Annotated in this window: 15 protein-coding genes; 4 read left to right on the forward strand and 11 right to left on the reverse strand. The window is 67.1% G+C overall.

The window, feature by feature from the left end; all coding sequences use genetic code 11:
• Positions 1-480: 480 nt before the first annotated feature.
• Together V3328_RS01540 and V3328_RS01545 are read right to left on the reverse strand one after the other, a co-directional pair.
• Positions 481-1,668 carry a pyridoxal-phosphate-dependent aminotransferase family protein gene (locus V3328_RS01540; RefSeq protein ID WP_340327879.1) on the reverse strand — a complete coding sequence of 396 codons (1,188 nt, stop codon included), beginning with the start codon at positions 1,666-1,668 and terminating at the stop codon, positions 481-483.
• Positions 1,669-1,817: 149 nt separating this feature from the next.
• On the reverse strand, positions 1,818-2,726 hold the full coding sequence (locus V3328_RS01545; RefSeq protein ID WP_340327880.1) for a helix-turn-helix domain-containing protein: 909 nt from the start codon (positions 2,724-2,726) through the stop codon (positions 1,818-1,820).
• A 115-nt stretch (positions 2,727-2,841) separates the two neighbouring features.
• Between V3328_RS01545 and pobA the strand changes: the two genes are divergently transcribed.
• The gene (gene pobA / locus V3328_RS01550; RefSeq protein ID WP_340328254.1) at positions 2,842-4,011 is read left to right on the forward strand and encodes a 4-hydroxybenzoate 3-monooxygenase; all 1,170 of its coding nucleotides are present in this window, start codon (positions 2,842-2,844) and stop codon (positions 4,009-4,011) included.
• A 15-nt stretch (positions 4,012-4,026) separates the two neighbouring features.
• On the opposite strand, the gene V3328_RS01555 is transcribed toward pobA, so the two are convergent.
• A complete protein-coding gene (locus tag V3328_RS01555) occupies positions 4,027-5,724 on the reverse strand; it encodes a hybrid sensor histidine kinase/response regulator (RefSeq protein WP_340327881.1) in 1,698 nt (565 codons plus the stop codon).
• 304 nt (positions 5,725-6,028) lie between these two features.
• On the opposite strand from V3328_RS01555, the gene aroQ reads away from it, so the two are divergent.
• Together aroQ and V3328_RS01565 are read left to right on the forward strand one after the other, a co-directional pair.
• Complete coding sequence (gene aroQ / locus V3328_RS01560) at positions 6,029-6,472, forward strand: type II 3-dehydroquinate dehydratase (protein WP_340327882.1); 444 nt, start codon at positions 6,029-6,031, stop codon at positions 6,470-6,472.
• A 132-nt stretch (positions 6,473-6,604) separates the two neighbouring features.
• Positions 6,605-7,339, forward strand: coding sequence for a response regulator (locus tag V3328_RS01565; protein ID WP_340327883.1), 735 nt, complete (start codon positions 6,605-6,607; stop codon positions 7,337-7,339).
• Between the two features lie 196 nt (positions 7,340-7,535).
• Here V3328_RS01565 and V3328_RS01570 read toward each other — a convergent pair whose 3' ends face one another.
• The 8 genes from V3328_RS01570 to V3328_RS01605 all read right to left on the reverse strand — a co-directional run bounded on the left by V3328_RS01570 (position 7,536) and on the right by V3328_RS01605 (position 18,718).
• Entirely contained in the window at positions 7,536-8,117 is a 582-nt protein-coding gene (locus V3328_RS01570) for a L,D-transpeptidase (RefSeq protein WP_340327884.1), read from the reverse strand.
• 57 nt (positions 8,118-8,174) lie between these two features.
• On the reverse strand, positions 8,175-8,576 hold the full coding sequence (locus V3328_RS01575; RefSeq protein WP_340327885.1) for a hypothetical protein: 402 nt from the start codon (positions 8,574-8,576) through the stop codon (positions 8,175-8,177).
• A 278-nt stretch (positions 8,577-8,854) separates the two neighbouring features.
• Entirely contained in the window at positions 8,855-10,363 is a 1,509-nt protein-coding gene (locus V3328_RS01580) for an aldehyde dehydrogenase family protein (protein WP_340327886.1), read from the reverse strand.
• A gap of 91 nt (positions 10,364-10,454) precedes the next feature.
• Positions 10,455-12,563 (reverse strand): acetate--CoA ligase family protein, encoded by a 2,109-nt coding sequence (locus V3328_RS01585; protein ID WP_340327887.1) that lies wholly within the window; start codon positions 12,561-12,563, stop codon positions 10,455-10,457.
• A 32-nt stretch (positions 12,564-12,595) separates the two neighbouring features.
• Complete coding sequence (locus V3328_RS01590; protein WP_340327888.1) at positions 12,596-13,813, reverse strand: aminomethyl transferase family protein; 1,218 nt, start codon at positions 13,811-13,813, stop codon at positions 12,596-12,598.
• Between the two features lie 177 nt (positions 13,814-13,990).
• Entirely contained in the window at positions 13,991-15,562 is a 1,572-nt protein-coding gene (locus tag V3328_RS01595; RefSeq protein ID WP_340327889.1) for a phytoene desaturase family protein, read from the reverse strand.
• Between the two features lie 141 nt (positions 15,563-15,703).
• Positions 15,704-17,332: a phytoene desaturase family protein gene (locus tag V3328_RS01600; protein WP_340327890.1), complete on the reverse strand. Its 1,629-nt coding sequence runs from the start codon at positions 17,330-17,332 to the stop codon at positions 15,704-15,706.
• Positions 17,333-17,374: 42 nt separating this feature from the next.
• Positions 17,375-18,718 (reverse strand): aspartate aminotransferase family protein, encoded by a 1,344-nt coding sequence (locus V3328_RS01605; RefSeq protein WP_340327891.1) that lies wholly within the window; start codon positions 18,716-18,718, stop codon positions 17,375-17,377.
• A gap of 203 nt (positions 18,719-18,921) precedes the next feature.
• Between V3328_RS01605 and V3328_RS01610 the strand changes: the two genes are divergently transcribed.
• The gene (locus V3328_RS01610; protein ID WP_340327892.1) at positions 18,922-19,743 is read left to right on the forward strand and encodes a methyltransferase domain-containing protein; all 822 of its coding nucleotides are present in this window, start codon (positions 18,922-18,924) and stop codon (positions 19,741-19,743) included.
• Positions 19,744-19,745: the final 2 nt, after the last annotated feature.

Below are 19,745 nucleotides of genomic sequence, written 5' to 3' on the forward strand. Positions count from 1 at the left end.
ATAGCAACAAGCCAAGGGGACGGGCAGCGCTCGGACCCTTGATTTCCGGGGCACCGTCCCCGGGTTCGTTTTCAGCAAGCGGGTGACCGACCGGTCGCCGTGCCAGCCGCACAAAGTTCGGTCGTGACTTGTAGGCGCGACGCGTTGGGAGGTGCGGAAGGAACGGCGACGCTGTCGTATTGCCGGCGCATCCGCCGGGGCTTCCGGCAGGGCGGCACGCGAGGGCTGGAAACGAACGAACCGAGTTTGAATACGGGGCCGTTGTCATCACGGCCGTCACCACACGGCAGATCGCTCCGAGGTCGGGGGATCAGGGTTCGATCGGCCGACGGTATAGATGACAAAGGCATCGTAGACGGCCGTCGGGCCGATGTCGGCAACTCCTTCTCCTCCTGCCGGCATCACCCGACGGCCTTTTTTGCGGGGGCAGCCACTCACCGCCGCCCGCGGCCGCTCCTGAAAGTCAGGGCCGGCCTTGCCTCACGCGGAAACGTTCTCGCCCAGATAGTCGACCGCCGCCTGCGTCGCGCCGGCGCCGTGGGGCACCTTCAGTGCCTTCAACGCCATGTCGATCGAACTCAGCATGCCCAGCAGCATCGGCGCATTCGCATAGCCCATATGCGCTATGCGCAGGGCCTTCCCCTTCAGGTCGCCGATGCCGCCGCCGACCGTGACGTTGCATTTCTCGAGGCAGTATCGCTGAAGGGCAGCCACGTCCTGGCCGCCGCCGACGAGCACCGCGGTGATCGACTGCGAGCGGGATTCAGGCGCGATGACGTTGAATTCGAAGACGCCGCCCTCAGCCCAGACCTCCACGGCTGCATGCGTTGCTCCGGCCAGCAGGCGATGCCGGTTCCAGACGCCTTCGAGGCCCTCCTCGAAGATCATTTCCATCGCCTTCCTCTGCCCAAACAGCAGGTGCTCCGGCGGCGTACCGCAGTATTTCTGGTAATGCAGCTCGCCCTCGCGGGCGGTCCAGTCCCAGTAGCTGGTGCGCAGGTCCGCGGTCCGGTGCGCGGCGATGGCGCGCTCGCCGGCGGCGACGAAGCCGAGCCCCGGCGGGGTCATCAGCCCCTTCTGGGACGCGGCGACGGACACGTCGATCCGCCATTCGTCCATCTCGAACGGCATGCAGGCGAGCGAGGCGATGGTGTCGACCATGAACAGGGCGTCGTGACCGGCCGCGTCGATCGCGGCCCGGATCGCCGGAATGTCGTTGACGACGCCGGAGGCGGTATCGATCTGGACGACCAGGACCGCCTTGATCCTGCCGCCGGTATCGGCCTTCAGCCGCGCCTCGACGGCGGCCGGGTCGACGGCGTCACGCCAGGTGCCTTCCAGCGTCTCGATCTCGACGCCGAGGGTGCGCGCCATTTCTCCCCAGTTGTGGGCGAAGCGGCCGCTTTCGAGCACCAGCACCCGGTCGCCGCGCGACAGCACGTTGGTGACGGCGGCCTCCCAGGCTCCGTGGCCGTTGGCTGCGTATATGTAGGTACGACCCTTGGTGCGGAAGATGTCGCGCAGACCATCCTGGATGTAGGTCGTGTAGTCGACGAGTTCGCCCGTATAGATCTGGATGGCGGGGCGATGCATGGCGCCCAGCACTTCGTCCGGAATGGTGGTGGGGCCCGGGATGCCCAGAATGTCCCGGCCGGTGCGAACCGTCATGTCGTCGTTTCCCGTTCAAGAGATGCGATCAGGGGGCGTCTTCGGTTCGGTGCGCGCGCCGCTCGGGCGACCGGCCGCCGATGAAGTCTCGTTGGAACGCTTATCTCCGGCGACGCGGTGTCGGGTCAAGCGGCAGCATCGGGCGCCTGTCAATCGGCGACCCGCCGCTCGCGCCTGAACGCGCCGGGCGTCCTGCCGGTGCGCCGCTTGAAGACCCTGCTGAAATAGGCCGGGTCGGCATAGCCCAGTTCGTAGGCCACCATTTCCGCCGTGGCGGACGTGTAGATCAGGTAGCGCTGCGCCTCCAGCGTCAGCCTGTCGTGCAGCAGATCCGAGAAGGTCTTGCCGGAAAAGCGCCGGCACAGCCGGTTGAGACGCGCCTGTGTCATCGCCAGCCGCTCCGAATAGGCCGTCACCGGCAGATGCTCGCGGTAGTGATCCTCGATCAGGCGACAGGCTTCCGCAAACCTGTCGCGCCCTGACGAATGTCCGTCGTCCGGCGCACTCTGCAGGGCGAGCCGCCGGCGGATAGTCATCAGCAGGGCGTTGAGAAGCCACTCGAACATCGCGTTTCGGCCGTGATCGCGCGCCTGGAACTCGCGCGACATCTGTTCCAGCAGGGTGGTGGCGAAGGTGACGTCCTCGCCGCCGTCGAAGGCGACGATTCTCGCTTCGGCGAGCAGCGCGTCGAAATGGGCCGGGCCGCTCTGCTGGGCGGCGTCGAGAAGCAGGCGCTCGGACACGGTCACCACGTAGCCGATCGTCTCGCGGGTGAAGTCGAAGCCGTGGACGACGTCGCCCGGCAGGCAGACCGCGCAGGGAGCGTGCGCCTCGTGCCGGGCGTCCTCGAGCTGCACGATCGCCGGCCCGTCGATCACGAAGACGACCTGAAACATGCGCCGGTGCAGGTGCGGCGCGATGCGCCAGCCGTAGAGACTGGATCGGATCTGGATGTCCTCGATATGGACGAATTCCGGATCGTCCTCGCCCGGCTTCTCACCGTAGAGCGCGAAGCGCGAAACCGGCGTGCCGGAGGCGGGAGGGCGGAACAGGTTCATCGCGATCGGCCAGGTTGGTGACCGGAAAGTACCAGCCGTTGGCCGTGTATGTCCATTCATCGGCATCCTCGCGGCGATAATGTACAGGCTTGTCGTTCACGGGACGCTGGCGGAAATGCGCACGCAGGTCGGGATTATCGGTGGCGGTCCATCCGGTCTTCTGCTCTCGCAGCTTCTTCATCTCAACGGTATCGAGACGGTCGTGCTGGAGCGGCACAGCCGGGACTATGTGCTCGGCCGGGTGCGTGCCGGCGTTCTCGAGCACGGCTTTGCGGACCTCGTCCGCGAGGCGGGGGTGGCCGACCGTATGGACGCCGAGGGCCTGGTCCACGACGGCTTCGACATCGCCTATAACGGCGAGCGCCACCGCATCGACCTGAAGGGCCTGACCGGCAACACCGTCATCGTCTACGGCCAGACCGAGCTGACGAAGGATCTCTACGAGGCCCGCGACAGGATGGGCGGGATCGTCGTGCATGGCGCCGAGGACGTCGCGCCGCACGACGTCGAAACGGACACGCCTTGCCTCACCTATCGGCGCGGCGGCGAGGTCCATCGCGTCGACTGCGACTTCATCGTCGGGTGCGACGGGTTCCACGGGGTGAGTCGCCAGGCGATCCCCGCCGACAGGCTGCGCGAATATGAAAAGGTCTATCCGATGGGCTGGTTCGGCCTGCTGTCGGAAACACCGCCCGTCTCCGAGGAACTGATCTACGTCAATCACGAGCGCGGCTTCGCGCTGTGTTCGATGCGTTCCCACACACGAAGCCGGTATTACGTCCAGTGCGGGGCCGACGAACGCATCGAGCAGTGGTCCGACGACCGTTTCTGGACCGAGCTGGTCTCACGGCTGCCGGAGGATGCGGCGTCGACGATCGTGACCGGGCCGTCGCTCGAGAAGACCGTGGCGCCGCTGCGCAGCTATGTCGCGGAGCCGATGCGCCACGGCAGCCTGTTTCTCGCCGGAGATGCCGCACATATCGTACCGCCGACCGGCGCCAAGGGACTGAACAGCGCCGGTTCCGATATCTTCTACCTGTTCCAGGCGCTGCTCGACCATTACCGGAAGGACGACGACAGCGGCCTGGACCATTACTCGGAGCGGGCCCTGGCGCGGATCTGGAAGGCCGAACGCTTCTCTTGGTGGATGACGCGGCTGCTGCACCACTTTCCCGCCGAAGACGACTTCGACCGGCGCATCCAGACGACGGAGCTGGACTATCTGTTCTCTTCCCACGCGGCGCAGGTATCGCTTGCCGAGAACTACGTCGGCCTGCCGTACTGAGCCGGCGACACCGCCTCAGCGGTCGATCGGCAGCGCGATGGTGAAGCAGGTGCCGCCGTCCGGGGTGCAGCGCTCCGCCCAGATGCGGCCGTTGTGCAGGTCGACCACCCGCTTGACGATCGACAGGCCCAGTCCCGAAGAGCTTTCGCCACCCGTCGGCCGCGCCGAAAGACGCTGAAACCGGCCGAACAGGCGGGTCATGTCCTCCTCCGAGAGGCCCGGACCGTTGTCGGCGACGCGGATGACCGCCTCGCTGTTTTCCACATCGGCGGAAATGTCGATGACGCCACCGCTCGGAGTGTACTTGACGGCGTTGGACATCAGGTTGTCGACGGCTTCGCGGATCCGGTCGTAGTCGGCGCGGATGGACAGCGTCGGCGGGACCGTGACGCTGATCGTCTGGGCCTTGCGATCCGCCAGCGGCTGGTTCGATTCGACCACGGTCCGGATCAGCTCGGCGAGATTGCAGGGCGTGCGGCGTATCGTGAAGTCCACCGCGTCGTTCATCGCCTCCGTGATCAGCCCCTCGATCATCGCGGTCATCCTACGCGCGGAATGGGTGATCTGGTCGACGTGCTTGGTGACGTTCTCGACGGGGATCGGGTTGCGCCGGATCTGCTGGCCGAGGAGGTCGGCGCGGCCGAGTATGACGCTGAGCGGGTTCTTCAGGTCGTGCGCGACGATGCTCAGCACCTCCTTCTTGAAGGCGTTTGCGCGGTCCAGTTCCTCGGTGCGCTGCGCCACGCGTTCCTCCAGTCGAGCGTGACCTTCCTCCAGTTCCTCGTAGAGGGCGACATTGTCGAAGGCGACCGCCAGGCGGCTCGAGAACACGTCGATCAGCGACTGGTCAATTTCTGTGAGCGGGCGGCCGGCGTCCACGGCGATGACGAGTTCGCCGCCCGACCGGGTCGCCAGGTAGACCGCCGCCGCGCTTCCGTGGACGACGGTCCGGTTGGCCGCGAACGCGGCTTCGATCCGCTCCCTGAAATCGGCCTCGAGCTTGCAATCCGCGCCGAGTGCGGGAGCTGCGGCGTACCTGCCGGCGCCGATCAGCGTCGTACAGGCCGCGTCTTCGCCCGTCCGTCGCACGACCACGCCGTCGCCGGGGCCGCCGACGAGGGAGGCAATGCCGCCCAGCATCGCCTCCGCGAGCCTGTCGACGGCGTGGAAGTCGAACAGCACCGAGGCGGCGTCGATGATCGTCTCCAGGCCGCGCTGCGTCTCGTTCATGCGCCTGAGCTGCTCGTAGCTCCTCAGCGCGGAGGTCAGCGTGGTGAACAGCTTGTCCGCCGTCAGCTCGGTCTTCGCCTTGTAGTCGTTGATGTCGTAGTCGACGATGACGCTGCGCTCCGGCGCCTGGCCGGGCTGGCCGGTCCGCAGGATGATGCGCACCGTGTCGTTCTTCAGCTGGTTGCGGATGTAGCCGACGAGATCCAGGCCGGCCGTGTCCGTCTCCATCACCACGTCCAGCAGCACGACCGCGCAATCGGGATGTTCGGCCAGCACCTTGCGGCCTTCCCTGGCGGAGTAGGCCGAAATGATTTCCAGTCCGTAGCCCTGCAGGACATAATCGCTCAGCGCGAAGCGGGTGCCGTCATGGACGGCGGGATCGTCGTCGATGACCACGACCTTCCAGTACCCGGAAATGACCGGATCGTCGGAGTCGGGCCCGTCCTCGAGCACAATGACGAGTTCGTCGTCGTCGTCGCTCATTCCATCGACCCGTCGATTACGCCGTTTCACCAAGCATCACAAAACCCGTCGCGCTTTGCGGCGACGCGGAAACATCCCAGGATGTACGATGCGACCGCCGGTCCCACACCGCGCCTATCGGCCGCAACGGAATTTGGACCATCGAATGGTAGCGCATGCAAGCTCTAATCCGGCTGTTTCGCAGGCGGGAACAGGCATCCGGAGGCCATGAACGGCGCGTTCCGGCGGCGGCAGTGGCGCCGGCCGCGCCGCAATGGCATTGTCCCGGCGCATCCCGACTGCAGCGACGCAGGAGACCGATTCCATGACGCGCACCGTTCTCGTACTCAACGGGCCGAACCTCAACCTCCTGGGCACACGTCAGCCCGACATCTATGGCGCCGACACCCTGGCCGACGTCGAGGCGCGGCTGAAGTCGCTGGCCGGGGATCTCGGCCTGGAGATCGATTTCCGCCAGTCGAACCATGAGGGCGAACTGGTCACCTGGATTCAGGAAGGGCGCGGCCGGGTGGCGGGCGCCATACTCAATCCAGCCGCCTATTCCCACACGTCGGTGGCGATCATGGATGCGCTGCAGGCCTGCGACTATCCGGTGATCGAGGTGCACATCAGCAACATCCACAGGCGCGAGCCCTTCCGCCATCATTCCCATGTGTCGGCGGTTGCGGTCGGCGTCATCTGCGGCCTCGGCGTGCAGGGATATGAGTTGGCTTTGCAGGCGCTGGACCGAATAATCGGCAGGACATAGGCTGGATCGGAGCCGGAGTGTTCGAAAAGGGGCGAATCAATGCGATTTCCTGTCACAATTCCGCGTGCACGGTTCTGCGGGCTTCGTTAGACTTTCCATACAGAGGCAACTGTACCGCATCCGGTTGAGCGCGTGTCCGGCAATCCCCACATCCTGGTCGTCGACGACGACGCCGAGGTCCGCGAGATGGTCCGCGACTACCTGCTCGCGCACGATTTCGTCGTCTCCACCGCCGAGGATGGCGCCGCGATGAAGTCGGTCCTGGCCCAGCGGCCAGTCAATGTCGTCGTGCTCGATCTCAAGATGCCCGGCGACGACGGCTTCACGCTCACCCGCTACCTGCGCGAGCGCGGTCCCGTCGGGATCATCATGCTGACCGGTAGCGGCGAGGTGATCGACCGGGTGGTCGGGCTGGAGCTCGGAGCCGACGACTATCTCACCAAGCCGTTCGACCCGCGCGAACTGCTGGCCCGGGTGCGCAGCCTGGTGCGGCGCCTCTCGTCGGGCGATGCCGCGCACGACGAGGCGCCGGCGACGATGGGTCACGAAGTTGTGATGGGTCGCTGCATCCTGAACCTCGACACCAAGCGGCTCTACCACCGCGACGGCGACGAGGTGCCGATGACCGCCATGGAGTTCGACCTGTTGCGCTCCTTCGCGGAACGGCCGAACCGGGTGCTGTCGCGCGACCAGCTTCTCGATCTGGCGCACAATCGGGACATGGAGGCGTTCGACCGCTCCATCGACATCCGGATCATGCGGCTGCGCCGCAAGATCGAGCCGGATCCGCAGAAGCCGGAAGTGCTGAAGACCATCCGCGGCCTGGGCTACATGTTCGTGCCGGCCGGTCAGCGTCAGGCGAACTGACGATCCTGGCGCTTGCGAAGGCTGCTGGAAGCAGGTCTGGTCGGGGGATCGGCGAAGAAATCATCGCCCGGAAAGAATGTCACCTTGAAAGAACGTCACCCTGAAAGTACGTCACCGGCGGCCGGGAGGTCAGGCCACGGCCACCGGTGAACGGGAACAAGCTCGCGGGGACAGGCTTGTTTCCTGAAATCGGGTCCTAGAGCACCACCACCTGGGTGCCGACGTGGACTCGGTCGTAAAGGTCTTCCACGTCTTCGTTGAGCATCCGGATGCAGCCCGAGGACATCGCCTGGCCGATCGATTCCGGATCGTTCGAGCCGTGGATGCGGTAGAGCGACGAACCGAGGTACAGGGCGCGGGCGCCGAGCGGATTCTCGATCCCGCCGGGGACGAAGTCGGGCAGGCCGGGCTGGCGCTGCTTCATCTCCGCGGGCGGGGTCCAGCCGGGCCACTCGCGCTTCTGGGAAATCTTGTGGGTGCCGGCCCATTCGAAACCCGGGCGGGCGACGCCGATACCGTAGCGGATCGCGATGCCGCCTTCGGCGATGTAGTAGAGCCGGCGCTCGGCGGTGTTGACGACAATCGTGCCGGGGGCATAGGGACCGTGATAGTCGATCACTTCGCGCGGAATGCCCGGGGCCTCCAGTTCGACAAATTTCGGCGCCTTCATCACGCGCCCGGTGAGCGGGTCGAACTGCGTATTGTCGAAGCTGGCGCTTGCGGGAACGCTGGCGAAAGCGGCCAAGGACACTGCAGCCGCGAAAGCGATACGGTACATTGCTGCCTCCACTGGTACGGACGGCGCCGTCTAACGGGTAATTTATTGCGATTGCGTTCAGCGCTGCGCCACGACCGTCGCGGCCGGTGTTACGATCGAGAGACGCTCCGAGGGGCGATGGTCGATCGACACGGTGCGCGGGGTAACGGCATCGTCGCCGGCGTTCAGGCACGAAGCGGGGATCTTCGGCCACGTGTAGCTTCCGCAATCCCGGTTATCGACGATCACGTCGAGACGGTCGTGCTTCGGCGTCGAGGAGGGAATCTCCTGGGCGGTGCCGTTGCGCTCGGCGTCGAGCGCGCCGCGCATGGCCTCTCCGACGTTGAAGGCGGGATGGCGGTCCTGAATCTTGACGGTATCCACGCCGACCGTCTGCTCGCTGTGCGATGGCTGGGTCAAGAAGACGATGCCGGTCGCTGCAACGGCTGACAGGGCGATCATCGTGCGTGTGGTCAACATTTGTCCTCTCCTGAACTCCTCCGCCGGAACCCGGCGGCCTTTTCGGATGTGTCTCTGCACTTCCGATGATGCAGGATTAACGCGCGACCTTTTCTATCGTTTCACACTTCCGCAAGATTTGTGTTTCAAGCGTTTCGTTACCCGACGGCAACACTCAAACGGAAAAACGGCCGAAATCGGCCGTCTCTCAATTATTTAACGGTTCCGTAACTGGTTCTCCGGAACCCCTCCGGTTGAGCGGTACGGACTCCGTTCGGACACAATAATGCTGCGGTTCCTCAGGAGTGGCGGATCCAGGCGGACTTCATCTGGGTGTAGGACACCACGGAATCGAAGCATTTGTCGCGGGCATTGCCGGATTGCTTCCAGCCGCCGAAGGGCTGCGTCATGTCGCCCTCGTCGAAGCTGTTGACCCAGACGACCCCGGCCTCGATCTCCCGGATCAGTCGCATCGCCGTATCCAGGTTCGACGTCCACAGGCCCGCCGCCAGCCCGTAGCTGGTGTCGTTGGCGATCGATATCGCTTCGTCCGCCCCGTCGACCGGGATCACCGTGCCGACCGGCCCGAAGATCTCCTCGCGGGCGATCACCATGTCGTTGCTGGCGTCCGCGAACAGCGTCGGATTGACGAATGCGCCGGGCGACTGGGGCGCATCGCCGCCGAACACCAGCCTGGCGCCGTCCTTCTGCCCGGCCTCGATGTATCCGAGCACCCGGCGCCGGTGCTCCTCGGTCACCAGCGGCCCCATGCTGGTGCCCGGATCGAGCGGATCGCCGGCGGAAAAGCTGTCGCGTGCGGTCTTCTGGAACAGGTCGACGAAATCGCCGGCGATCCTGCGGTCCACTATCATCCGCGATCCGGCGTTGCAGACCTCGCCCTGGTTGGAGAAAATCCCGTTCACCGCCGCGGTGGCGGCGCGTTCCAGGTCGCTGACGTCGGCCAGGATGATCTGCGGGCTCTTTCCCCCGCATTCCAGCGCGACATGCTTCATGTTCGACTGACCGGCATATTGCAGGATCAGCTTGCCGACCTCGGTCGAGCCGGTGAAGGACACCTTGGCGACGTCGTTGTGCAGGGCGAGCGCCCTGCCGGCCGTCTCGCCGAAGCCGTTGACGACGTTCAGCACGCCGGCCGGCCCGCCCGCCCTGACGAAGAGTTCGCCGAGCCGGATGCACGACAGCGGCGACTGTTCGGCCGGCTTCAGCACGACCGTGTTGCCGGCGGCCAGCGCCGGCGCGATCTTCCACACCGCCATCAGCAGCGGGTAGTTCCACGGCGATATGGCGCCGACGACGCCGAATGGCTGGCGCAGGATGCAGTGCAGGACGTTCGCTTCCGTCGCCGTCACCTTGCCGTCGATCTTGTCGATGCATTCGGCCATGAAGCGGATCGTTTCCGCGCAGGCCGGCAGGTCGATGTTGACCATGTCGGAGATCGGCTTGCCCATGTCGAGCGTGTCGAGGAGGGCGAGCGTGTCGGCTTCCTGCTCGATGAGGTCGGCAAAGCCGTACATGACGGCCATCCGGCTGCGCGGCGCCATCTTCGACCAGCGCCCGTCCCGGAACGCCCGTTTCGCTGCCGCGACGGCGATGTCGATGTCGGCCTCCGTGCCCTCCGACATGGTGGCGAGCACGTCGCCGGTGGCGGGGTTGACGGTCTCGAAGCGGCCGCCGCCGGCGGCGTCGACATAGTCGCCGTCTATGAACAGACGGGTCTCCAGCTTGAGGCCTTCGGCCAGCGATACCCATTGCGCCTTGTCGAGATCGGCGAGCTTTTCGAGATGCATGTCTCACTCCGTTTCGTGTTGGCAGGATGATGCCATCCCGGACGGCCGACTGCAGCCGTCCGGGATGCCCCCAATTCCTCCGGTCCCCGGCTCACTGCGCCGTGTCGATGCACCGTCGCGCGACGACCAGCGCGTCGACGGCGGCACAGCCCGCCGGCAGGGCGAGCAGCGGGTTGACGTCGATCGACTCCACGGCGTCGCCGAGGGCCGCGGCAAGCACGGAAAACCGCGCCGCGGTCGTTGCCAGGGCGTCGAGGTCGCTGGGCGGGGCTCCGCGCACACCGTCGAGGAGGGACCGCAGGCGCAGCCGGTCGATCAGGCGCCGCGCCTCGGTCTCGTCGAAAGGCGGTCTTGCGAAGACCACGTCCTTGAGCACTTCGGCGTGGATGCCGCCGAAGCCGATCAGAACCACCGGCCCGAGCGTCGCGTCACGCGTCATGCCGAGGATCAGCTCGACCTTCGGCCCCGGGATCATCGTCGCGATCATCGCGCGCGGCCCGAGCCGCCCGGCCATGTCCCGATAGGCGCCCCTCAGCGCGTCCTCGGTCGCGTGACCCAGCGTGACGCCGCCGACATCGGACTTGTGCGCGATACCGGGCGTCGCCGTCTTCAGCGCGACCGGATAGCCGATCCGGTCGGCGGCGGCAACGGCGGCGGCCTCGTCCTCGGCGATCTCGCACGGGGCCGTCGGGATGCCGAAATCGGCGAGCATGGCGAGCGCCTCGGCCTCCTCGAGCGGTTCGCCGCCGGCCAGCCGCGTCTTCCAGGTCTCGACCGATTGCGGATCGGGCGGGGCGATCCGCATCGGCGGCCGCGCCTTGAAGTCCCGCCAGTCGAATGCGACACGGGCGGCGGCGACGAAGGAGGCCAGCCCGTCCATCACCGGCGTTCCGGCCCGGGTCGCCCGCACCGCTTCCGGATCCGTGCCGCTTCCCTGGTGCGTCGCGACGACGAAGGACGGCTTGCCGGTCTCCGCGAATGTCTCGGCGACCAGCCTGATGTTGATCGGCTGGACCCGGCCGTCGACGGTGCGGTCGAGGACGAGCGCTCCCATGGCGGTGTCCGGATCGCGCATCAGCGCCTTGAAGCTCTCCTCGAAATCGTACGGGAAGTTGCGGCCCGACCCCCAGTGATCGAGCGGATTGACCGGTTCGAGGCCGTGATCGAGCACGTCCGTGAGGCGCTCGATCGTCGCGGCGCCCGGTTCGGCGAGGCGGACGCCCTCGTCGTGGCAGAGGTCGATCATCAGGCCGCGCTCGCCGCCGGAATCGTGGCTCGAAACGATCCCGCCCGGGCCGATGTCGCGGGCCGCCTCGAGTACCATCAGCGAGGCGGCGAGTTCCTCGACCGTGCGCACCTGGCCGACGCCGTAGCGCTCGAACAGCGCGGAATAGGCGGCATGGTCGCCGGTGATTGCGCCGGAATGGGTGACCGCCAGGCGGGCGGACACCTCGGTGCGGCCGACCTTGAGGGCGACGACGGGGACGTTCTTCTCGTTGGCCTTCCTCAGCGCCGCCTCGAAGCCGTCGGGATCGCGCGCGGTCTCCATGAACAGCCCGATCACCCGCGTCCACGGCTGGTCGAGGGCAAAGTCCATGTAGTCGGCGATCGTCGTCGTCAGTTCCTGGCCGGGCGAGACGGCGAGGCCGTAGTCGATGCGCTCCTCGGAATCGACCAGCGCGGTGAACAGGGCGCCGGAATGTGTGAGCAGCACCGTGCCCCCCGGCCGGTGGCGCGGATGAGTCTCGAAGCCGCACACCCACAGGCCGGCGTGAAAATTGTAGAAGCCCATGCAGTTGGCGCCGCACAGCACCATTCCGGCCTCGCGCGCACGCGCGCGCACGCGGTCCTTAAGGGTGTCGTCGCCGGCGAGAGACAGCGGCGAGAAGATCGTCGCGGCCCTTGCGCCGAGTTCGATGGCCTTTGCCAGTTCCTGCTCCAGGCGGTCGTCGCCGATGCCGAAGACGACATGCTCCGGGGCGGCCGGCAGGTCCTGCAGCGAGGCGTAGCACGGCACCCCGTCGATCTCGGGATAGTTCGGGTTGACCCCCCACAGCGCGCCCGGATAGCCGCCGAGCCGCAGGTGGCGAATCAGCATGTTGCCGACGCTGCCCGGCCGTGCGCTGGCGCCGACGATGGCGAGCGACGAGGGCCTCAGCAGCGGATCGAGGCGATGGGTGTAGAGCGCAGTCGGTTTCATCCACGCGGTCTTCGATGGGCCGGCGCCTGTCGTCAGAACGGGGCCGGCGGCGTTGCGGTACGTCTCGGATTTGCAAAGAAGGGCCGCTCCACGATGCGCGCCCGCACCATCATCTTCTGGTAGGTCAGTTCCCGCAACGCGTAGATCTCCACCCACATGTCGTCGGTGACGCTGACGCCGTAGGGCCGCTCCAGCGAGGCGAGCGCGATGTTGCGCTTGGTCGTCGGCGACCATGCGGCAGCCGTGATGTGGCCGATCTCCTTCTTGCCGCGGTGATAGACCAGCGAGTGCTCCGCCGGCACGTTTCCCTCAATGTCGAGGCCGACGAGAACGCGCCTGGAGGTGCCGTTCGCCTTCTCCGCCCTGAGCGCCCGGCGGCCGTTGAAATGGCGCGGCTTGTCGAGCGCCACCATCCAGTCGAGCCCGATCTCGAAGGGCGACCGGCGGCGGTTCGGCCTGACCGCGGTCTCCGCGGCGATGAAGTCGGAGTTGGTGACGATGAAGCCGGCCTCGAGGCGCGCGAGGTTGAGCGCGGTGTAGCCGATCGCGGTGATGCCGTAGAGCCGGCCGGCCTCCCACAAGAGGTCCCACAGCGCCAGCGCGTCGCCCGCCGCGACGAACGCCTCGTAGCCGAGGTCGCCGGTGAAGCCGGTGCGCGACACCGTCACCTCGATCCCTCCCGCGGTAAACCGGCGGATGTCGAAGGGCTTCATCGTCTCGATGCCGTCGAACCCGGCTTCCTGAAGCACGGTGCACGAGGTCGGCCCCTGCACCGCGAGGCCGGCGATGTCCTCGGTCACCTCGGCGACCGCGACGTCGTAGCCGATCGCCGAATCGAGCAGCCAGTTGAGATGGCGCTCCTGGCAGCACAGCCGGAACTCGGTTTCGGAAAAGCGGAACAGCGTGCCGTCGTCGAGCACCTTGCCCTCGTCGTCGCACCAGCAGGTGTACTGGACCCGGCCGGACTTCAGCTTGGCGACGTCCCGGAGGGTCAAGCGGTCGCAGAAGGCCTCGGCGTCGGGCCCCTCGATCCGGTACTTGACCATCGGGGTGACGTCGAACAGCGCTGTGGCGTTGCGGATCGCGAAGTACTCGTTCTCCTCGCTGCGCAGGACGCTGGCGACCTGGTAGCCGCCCCAGTTGTACCAGGCCTTGGTGCGCGACAGCGCCTCCAGCCGCGGATGGAACGGCGTCTGCCAGAGCGGCTCGCGGAAGTGCTCGCGGGGCAGATTGTTGCGGAGCTGGCTCATGGCGCCTTGTCCCCGGTGGGCGTCCGACGCAAACGCTGCTCCGGATCCCCGATTAAGTGGATATCGACTGCGTTTGTGGCATGGCTTCTGCCATACGAAAGCCCTACGCCCCGGACTTGATCCGGGGCCCAGAGCGGCTGGAGCGACTGCGGAGGGCAGGCGACAGTCTTCATAGTCTCACTTCGCCTCCGACAGGATGCGTCTTGCCGCGTTCATTCCCGCCGCCCCCATGACGCCGCCGCCGGGATGGCTGCCGGCGCCGCACAGGTAGAGGCCGGGGACCGGCGCGGCGTACTGGGCAAGGCCGTGCACCGGCCGCAGCATGAACATCTGGTCGATCGCCAGTTCGCCGTGGTGCCAGTGGCCACCCGGCATCCGGCAGGCCTCCTCGATGTCGGCCGGCATCATCGCCTCGCTGGCGACGACCTGCTCGCCGATGCCGGGGGCATGCTGTTCGAGCACCTTCATGACGCTCTTCTGGAAGGCGGTGCGCGCCGTCTTGCGGGCGGCCTTCGGATCGTACGCCGCATAGAGGGCGTTGATCGAGACGACATGCCTACCGGAGGGGGCGAGGGCCGGATCGCTCAGCGACGGGATGACGATCTCCAACGCCGGCACGGGCGAGGAGCTTCCGTACTTCACCGGGTTGAAGGCCGTCTCGATCTCCATGATCGAGGGCGCGACCAGCAGGCGCCCGACGGCGAGGCCCTCGCTCAGGCCCCTGAAGTCCGGCAGGCCCTCGACGGCGAGGTGCAGCCGCGCCACATTGCCGCGCATCCGGATGTTCGAGACCCGGCGGACGAGGCCGGTATCGAGCTCGCACGTGCCGAGCAGGTCGATGAGCGTGGTGCGCGGATTGGCGCCCGAAACGACGGTCGTCGCCCGGATCTCCTCGCCATTCTCGAGCTTCACGCCAGACACGCGGTCGTTCTCCACCAGGATCCGGCTCACGGGCGCGCCGGTTAGGACCTCGACGCCGGCCGCCCTGGCCGCGGCTTCGAGCGCCGAGACAACCGACCCCATGCCACCCTTCGGCAGCGCCAGCGCACCCTGCATGCCGTCGGCCTCGCCGGCGAGGCGGTAGTAGAGCGTCATCAGCGAGTTCGGCGACAGCGGGCCGAGATGCGTGCCGAGCACGGCGTCGAAGGCGACCGCCCCCTTCAGCCGGTCGTCGCCGATCTCCTCGTTGAGCACGTCGGCGACGTTCATCAGCATCATCCGCAGGAACTCGCGCATGTCGGCGCGGCCGAGCCGCCGGATGCCGAGGCCCAGCTTGCCGAGCGCCATCATGTCGCCGCGGGAGCCGTTCTTCAGGCGCGGCGGAATGTCGGTCAGCGCCGGCCGCAGCACGGCGGCGAAGCGCATGAGCTTCGCCCGCAGGTCCTTCCAGGCGGCCTGGTCCTCGGCCGACACGTCGCCTTCCAGGCGTTCGCCGAAGGGCCCGTGCAGGGTCAGGTGCCGGCCGTCGGCGGCGAGCGCCGTCGTCGGGATGTTGGTCGCGGCAAGCTGCAGCCCGTGCCGCTTCAGTTCGAGCTTCTTCTCCACCTCCGGGTGGAGCTGGTTCAGTACGTGGGCGACCTGGCTGACCCTGCAGCCGTCGCCGAACTCCACCGTGCGCGCCGCGCCGCCGAGCGCCTCGGCAGCCTCGACCAGCACCACCTTGCGTCCCGCCTTGGCGAGCAGCGTCGCGCAGACCAGCCCGTTATGGCCGCCGCCGATGACAACGATGTCGGCTGTGCGGGCGGTCATGGCCGGAGGGCTCCACTCACCAATGCCGTCATTGCCGGGCTTGTCCCGGCAATCCATGAACACTGTGGTGCGCGATCGTGGGTATGGATGCCCGGAACAAGTCCGGGCATGACACCCTGGAGTAAGGGCAGTGGCGACATCCTACAGCACCGCATAGGCATCGCTCATGTCCTTGCGCGGCTTCTTCAGGTCGCGCAGGATCTCCGAGGCGGCATTCCGTCCGGGCGCACCCATGACGCCGCCGCCGGGATGGGTCGAGGAGCCGCACATGTAGAGGCCGCCGATCGGGCTGCGGTAGTCGGCGTAGCCGGGGACCGGCCGGTTGAACAGCAGCTGGTCGAAGGTCAGCTCGCCCTGGAAGATGTTGCCCTCGGTCAGGCCGACCTCGGCTTCCAGTTCGCGCGGCGTGCGCACCTCGGCATGCAGGACGAGGTCCCTGAAGCCCGGCGAATAGTCGGCGATCTGGTTGATCACCGCCGCGCCGAAGGCATCGCGCTCGGCATCGGTCCAGTCGTGGCCCTCGACCTTCGGCGGGCAGTACTGGACGAAGCAGCTCATGAAGTGCTTGCCGGGTGGCGCCATGGTCGGGTCGATGGTGGTCGGGATCACCATGTCGAGGAACGGATCGGCCGACCAGCGGCCGGCCTTCCAGTCGTCGTAGGCGCGCTCCATGCGTTCGACGGAATCGGTGAAGTGCATGTCGCCGCGATAGATCGAGGAATCGTCGGGCAGCGCCGGGAACTTCGGCAGGGCGTCGAGCGCGATGTTCACCTTGCCCGAGGAGCCGCGGATCTTGAAGTTCCGGACCTGCTTGACGAAGCCGCCGGGCAGCTCCGTCTCCTCGACCAGCTTCAGGAAGGTGCGCTTGACGTCGAGGTTGGAGACGACCAGCGGCGCGCGGATCTCCTCGCCGTCGTCCAGCACGATGCCGACGGTGCGGCCGTTCTCGACCAGGACGCGGTCGACGCCGGCGCCGGTGCGGACCGTGCCGCCCGAGGCCTGGAACGACGCCGACAGCGCGTTCGAGATGCCGCCCATGCCGCCGCGCGAATAGCCCCAGGCGCCGACCGAGCCGTCGACCTCGCCCATGTAGTGGTGCAGCAGCACGTAGGCCGTGCCCGGCGACATCGGGCCCAGCGCCGTGCCGATGATGCCGGAGATGCAGAAGCTCGCCTTGACCACGTCGGCCTCGAAATACTCGTCGAGGAACTCGGCGATCGGCATCGTCCAGAACCGGATCGTCTCGTACATCTCGGTCTCGGTCAGGTCGTAGAACTTACGGCCGAGATAGAGCAGTTCCTGCACGTCGCGCGGCCTGAACGAGGTCGGGTCGGGCGGCGTGCGCATCAGGAACGGCCGGATGAACCGGCACTGGCGGATCACGTCGGCGGAGTAGCGGTCGTAGGCCTCCGCGTCGCGCAGCGAGAAGCGGGCGATCTCGCGCCGGTGCGCATCGTGCTCGCGGTAGGTGCCGAGCACGTCGCCGTCGCGGGTGAAGGTGCCGCCGCCCTCGTAGGGGATCACCTGCAGGCCGTAGCGCGGCAGCTCGAGGTCGCGCATGATCTCCGGCCGCAGCAGCGAGCAGACATAGGAGCAGTTCGAATAGAGGAAGCCCGGATGCAGCGAGCGGCTGACCGCGGCGCCGCCGACCCAGTCGTTCTTCTCCACCACCAGCACCTTCAGCCCGGCGCGGGCGAGGTAGCCGGCCGCCACGAGGCCGTTGTGGCCGGCCCCGACGACGATGGCGTCCCAGGTGTTCGCGTCGCTCACGGGCATTGCTCCCCTTGCCGCACGGGCTCGGCCGGCACAGTCTCAGCCGGCGGCGCGGCGCGGCTTGCGCCCGGCCAGGTCCTCGACGGTCCGGTCGACGGCCGCCTCGAACGCGGCGAGCGTATCGTTGAGGCAGGACTGGTCGTGCGCCTCGCAGATGAACCACGGCTCGCGCGAGTCCGGCTCGCAGATGACGCCTTCGTCGTGCAGGTGCGCCGCCATCGTATCGTAGAACGTATAGTCGGACGTCTTCCAGTCGCGGTAGTTGGTCGGCGGCTCCTCCGCGAAGAACAGCCCGCCCATCGAGGGATGTCCGGCGAAGGAGTGGACGATGCCGCGGTCGTTCAGGATCCGGCCCATGCCGGCCTGCAGCCGTTCGCCATAGGCGGCGATCGTCTCCAGCGCCGGCGTCTCGTCGAGGATCTCCAGCGTCTTGGCGGCAGCCGCGATCGCGACCGAGTGCGCGGTGTAGGTGCCGCCATGTGCGACGCCGTTGCCGTACTTGCGCATGATGTCCTCGCGGCCGCCGATCGCCGCGATCTGGTAGCCGTTCGCCATCGCCTTGGCAAACGTGCAGATGTCGGCCTCGACGCCCATCAGCTCCTGCACGCCGCCCTTGGCGACCCGGAAGCCGGTCTTCACCTCGTCGATGATCAGCACGACGCCGTACTTGTCGCAGAGCTGGCGCGCGGCGCGGACGTATTCGGGGTCGGCGGTGATGCCGCAGCAGTTGCCCTGGATCGGCTCGATCAGCAGCGCCGCGATCCGGTCGCCGTTCTTCCTGAACAGATCCTCGAGCCGGTTGGCGTCGTTCATCGGGGTGATCTGCAGGAGCCGGCGGACCAGCTCCGGCACGCCCTGCGAATAGGGAACCAGCGGCGGGTCCTCGTCGGTCGTCTCCGGGTCCCAGCGGTCCAGCGAGGTCGCCCACAGCACCGCGTCGAACAGGCCGTGGTAGCCGCCCTCGAGGATAACGTAGGAATCGCGTCCGGTGTAGCCGCGGGCGAGCCTGAGCGCCGCCATCACGGCCTCGGTGCCGGAATTGGAGAAGCGGACGAGATCGACGGACGACACCATCTTCGCGATCCGGTCGGCGACCTCGTACTCTCGCTCGGTCGACAGCGCGAAGACGCCGCCGACCTCCATGCCCTGGCGGGCGGCTTCGTCGACGCGCGGATCGGCATAGCCCAGGATCGCCGGGCCGTAGCCGAGCCGGTAGTCGACATAGGCATTGTCGTCGAGGTCCCAGATCCGGCCGCCGCGGCCCTTCTTGACATAGATCGTCCGGTCGTCGCCCCAGTAGCGGAAGTTGGAGGCGACACCGAGCGGCAGCCGCGTCAGCGCCTTTTTGAAATGCGCGTTGGACTTGGTCAGTTTGCGGCTCATGGCTGGCCCCGTTCTTCAGGTTGTCGCGATGCGGGACGGGTAGGTCCCTGTGCCGGCAGCATGGCATACAGACCCGTCTCGTGTCCAGATTACTGAACGAACATTCAGTCAGTATATTGCTGAACGTTCATTCAAGAGGGGTTGCGCCGCCCCCTGTTTCCGCTATGGTTTGAGCGCAAATGTCCGACATCGGAACAGACGGAATGAGGGCTGAACCAGAGGGCTCCGGATATGCCGGCGGGCACCTTGCCCTGCTGCAGCTGATCTGGGGCGAGGGGTTTCTGTCGCCGGGCGGGCCGGCGGAGGTCGGGCTCATCCTCGACGGTCTCGACCTGGCCGGACGGCGGGTCCTCGACATCGGCTGCGGGGTCGGCGGCATCGACCGGCTGATCGCGCAAGACCATTCCGTGGCCGAGGTCGTCGGCATCGACGTGGAGGCGCCGCTGGTCGACGAGGCGCGCCGGGCGACGGCAGGATCGGCGGTCGCCGGCAAGGTCCGGTTTGAACTGGTCGAGCCGGGACCGCTGCCCTTCGCGGACGCATCCTTCGACGCCGTCTTTTCCAAGGACTCGATCCTGCACGTCCCCGACAAGCAGGCCCTGGCGCGCGACATCTTCCGGCTGCTTCGACCCGGCGGCGTCTTTGCCGCGAGCGACTGGATGACCGGCCGGGAAGGACCGCCGACACCGCAGATGCAGCGCTATCTGGATGCGGAGGGTCTCGGCTTCGTCATGGCGACGCAGGCGCACTATCGCACCGAGCTCGAGGCGGCGGGCTTCGTCGACATCTCCTTCTTCGACCGCAACGCCTGGTATCGCGATCTGGCACGGGAGGAGGAAGCCGCGCTTGCCGGACCGTTGCGGGAGACGATCCTCGCGCGGACGGACGAGGCGTTCCTCGATCAGCAGCTCGACGTCTGGCGGACCATGCGGATCGTGCTTGACTCCGGTGAGCTTCGGCCCACGCATATTCGGGCGGTGAAGCCTCCTACGGACGTGCCGGAGGGCGATCACGTTGAGCCCTGAGA

Origin of the sequence: Microbaculum marinum (assembly GCF_037855135.1) — a bacterium.
GTDB lineage: Bacteria > Pseudomonadota > Alphaproteobacteria > Rhizobiales > Tepidamorphaceae > Microbaculum > Microbaculum marinum.

What these genes read in the sequence shown, in the direction of transcription:
- V3328_RS01540 (WP_340327879.1), bottom strand. Translation starts at nt 1,668, where the DNA reads ATGACGGTTCGCACCGGCCGGGACATTCTGGGCATCCCGGGCCCCACC.
- V3328_RS01545 (WP_340327880.1), bottom strand. Translation starts at nt 2,726, where the DNA reads ATGAACCTGTTCCGCCCTCCCGCCTCCGGCACGCCGGTTTCGCGCTTC.
- pobA (WP_340328254.1), top strand. Translation starts at nt 2,842, where the DNA reads ATGCGCACGCAGGTCGGGATTATCGGTGGCGGTCCATCCGGTCTTCTG.
- V3328_RS01555 (WP_340327881.1), bottom strand. Translation starts at nt 5,724, where the DNA reads ATGAGCGACGACGACGACGAACTCGTCATTGTGCTCGAGGACGGGCCC.
- aroQ (WP_340327882.1), top strand. Translation starts at nt 6,029, where the DNA reads ATGACGCGCACCGTTCTCGTACTCAACGGGCCGAACCTCAACCTCCTG.
- V3328_RS01570 (WP_340327884.1), bottom strand. Translation starts at nt 8,117, where the DNA reads ATGTACCGTATCGCTTTCGCGGCTGCAGTGTCCTTGGCCGCTTTCGCC.
- V3328_RS01575 (WP_340327885.1), bottom strand. Translation starts at nt 8,576, where the DNA reads ATGTTGACCACACGCACGATGATCGCCCTGTCAGCCGTTGCAGCGACC.
- V3328_RS01580 (WP_340327886.1), bottom strand. Translation starts at nt 10,363, where the DNA reads ATGCATCTCGAAAAGCTCGCCGATCTCGACAAGGCGCAATGGGTATCG.
- V3328_RS01585 (WP_340327887.1), bottom strand. Translation starts at nt 12,563, where the DNA reads ATGAAACCGACTGCGCTCTACACCCATCGCCTCGATCCGCTGCTGAGG.
- V3328_RS01590 (WP_340327888.1), bottom strand. Translation starts at nt 13,813, where the DNA reads ATGAGCCAGCTCCGCAACAATCTGCCCCGCGAGCACTTCCGCGAGCCG.
- V3328_RS01595 (WP_340327889.1), bottom strand. Translation starts at nt 15,562, where the DNA reads ATGACCGCCCGCACAGCCGACATCGTTGTCATCGGCGGCGGCCATAAC.
- V3328_RS01605 (WP_340327891.1), bottom strand. Translation starts at nt 18,718, where the DNA reads ATGAGCCGCAAACTGACCAAGTCCAACGCGCATTTCAAAAAGGCGCTG.
- V3328_RS01610 (WP_340327892.1), top strand. Translation starts at nt 18,922, where the DNA reads ATGAGGGCTGAACCAGAGGGCTCCGGATATGCCGGCGGGCACCTTGCC.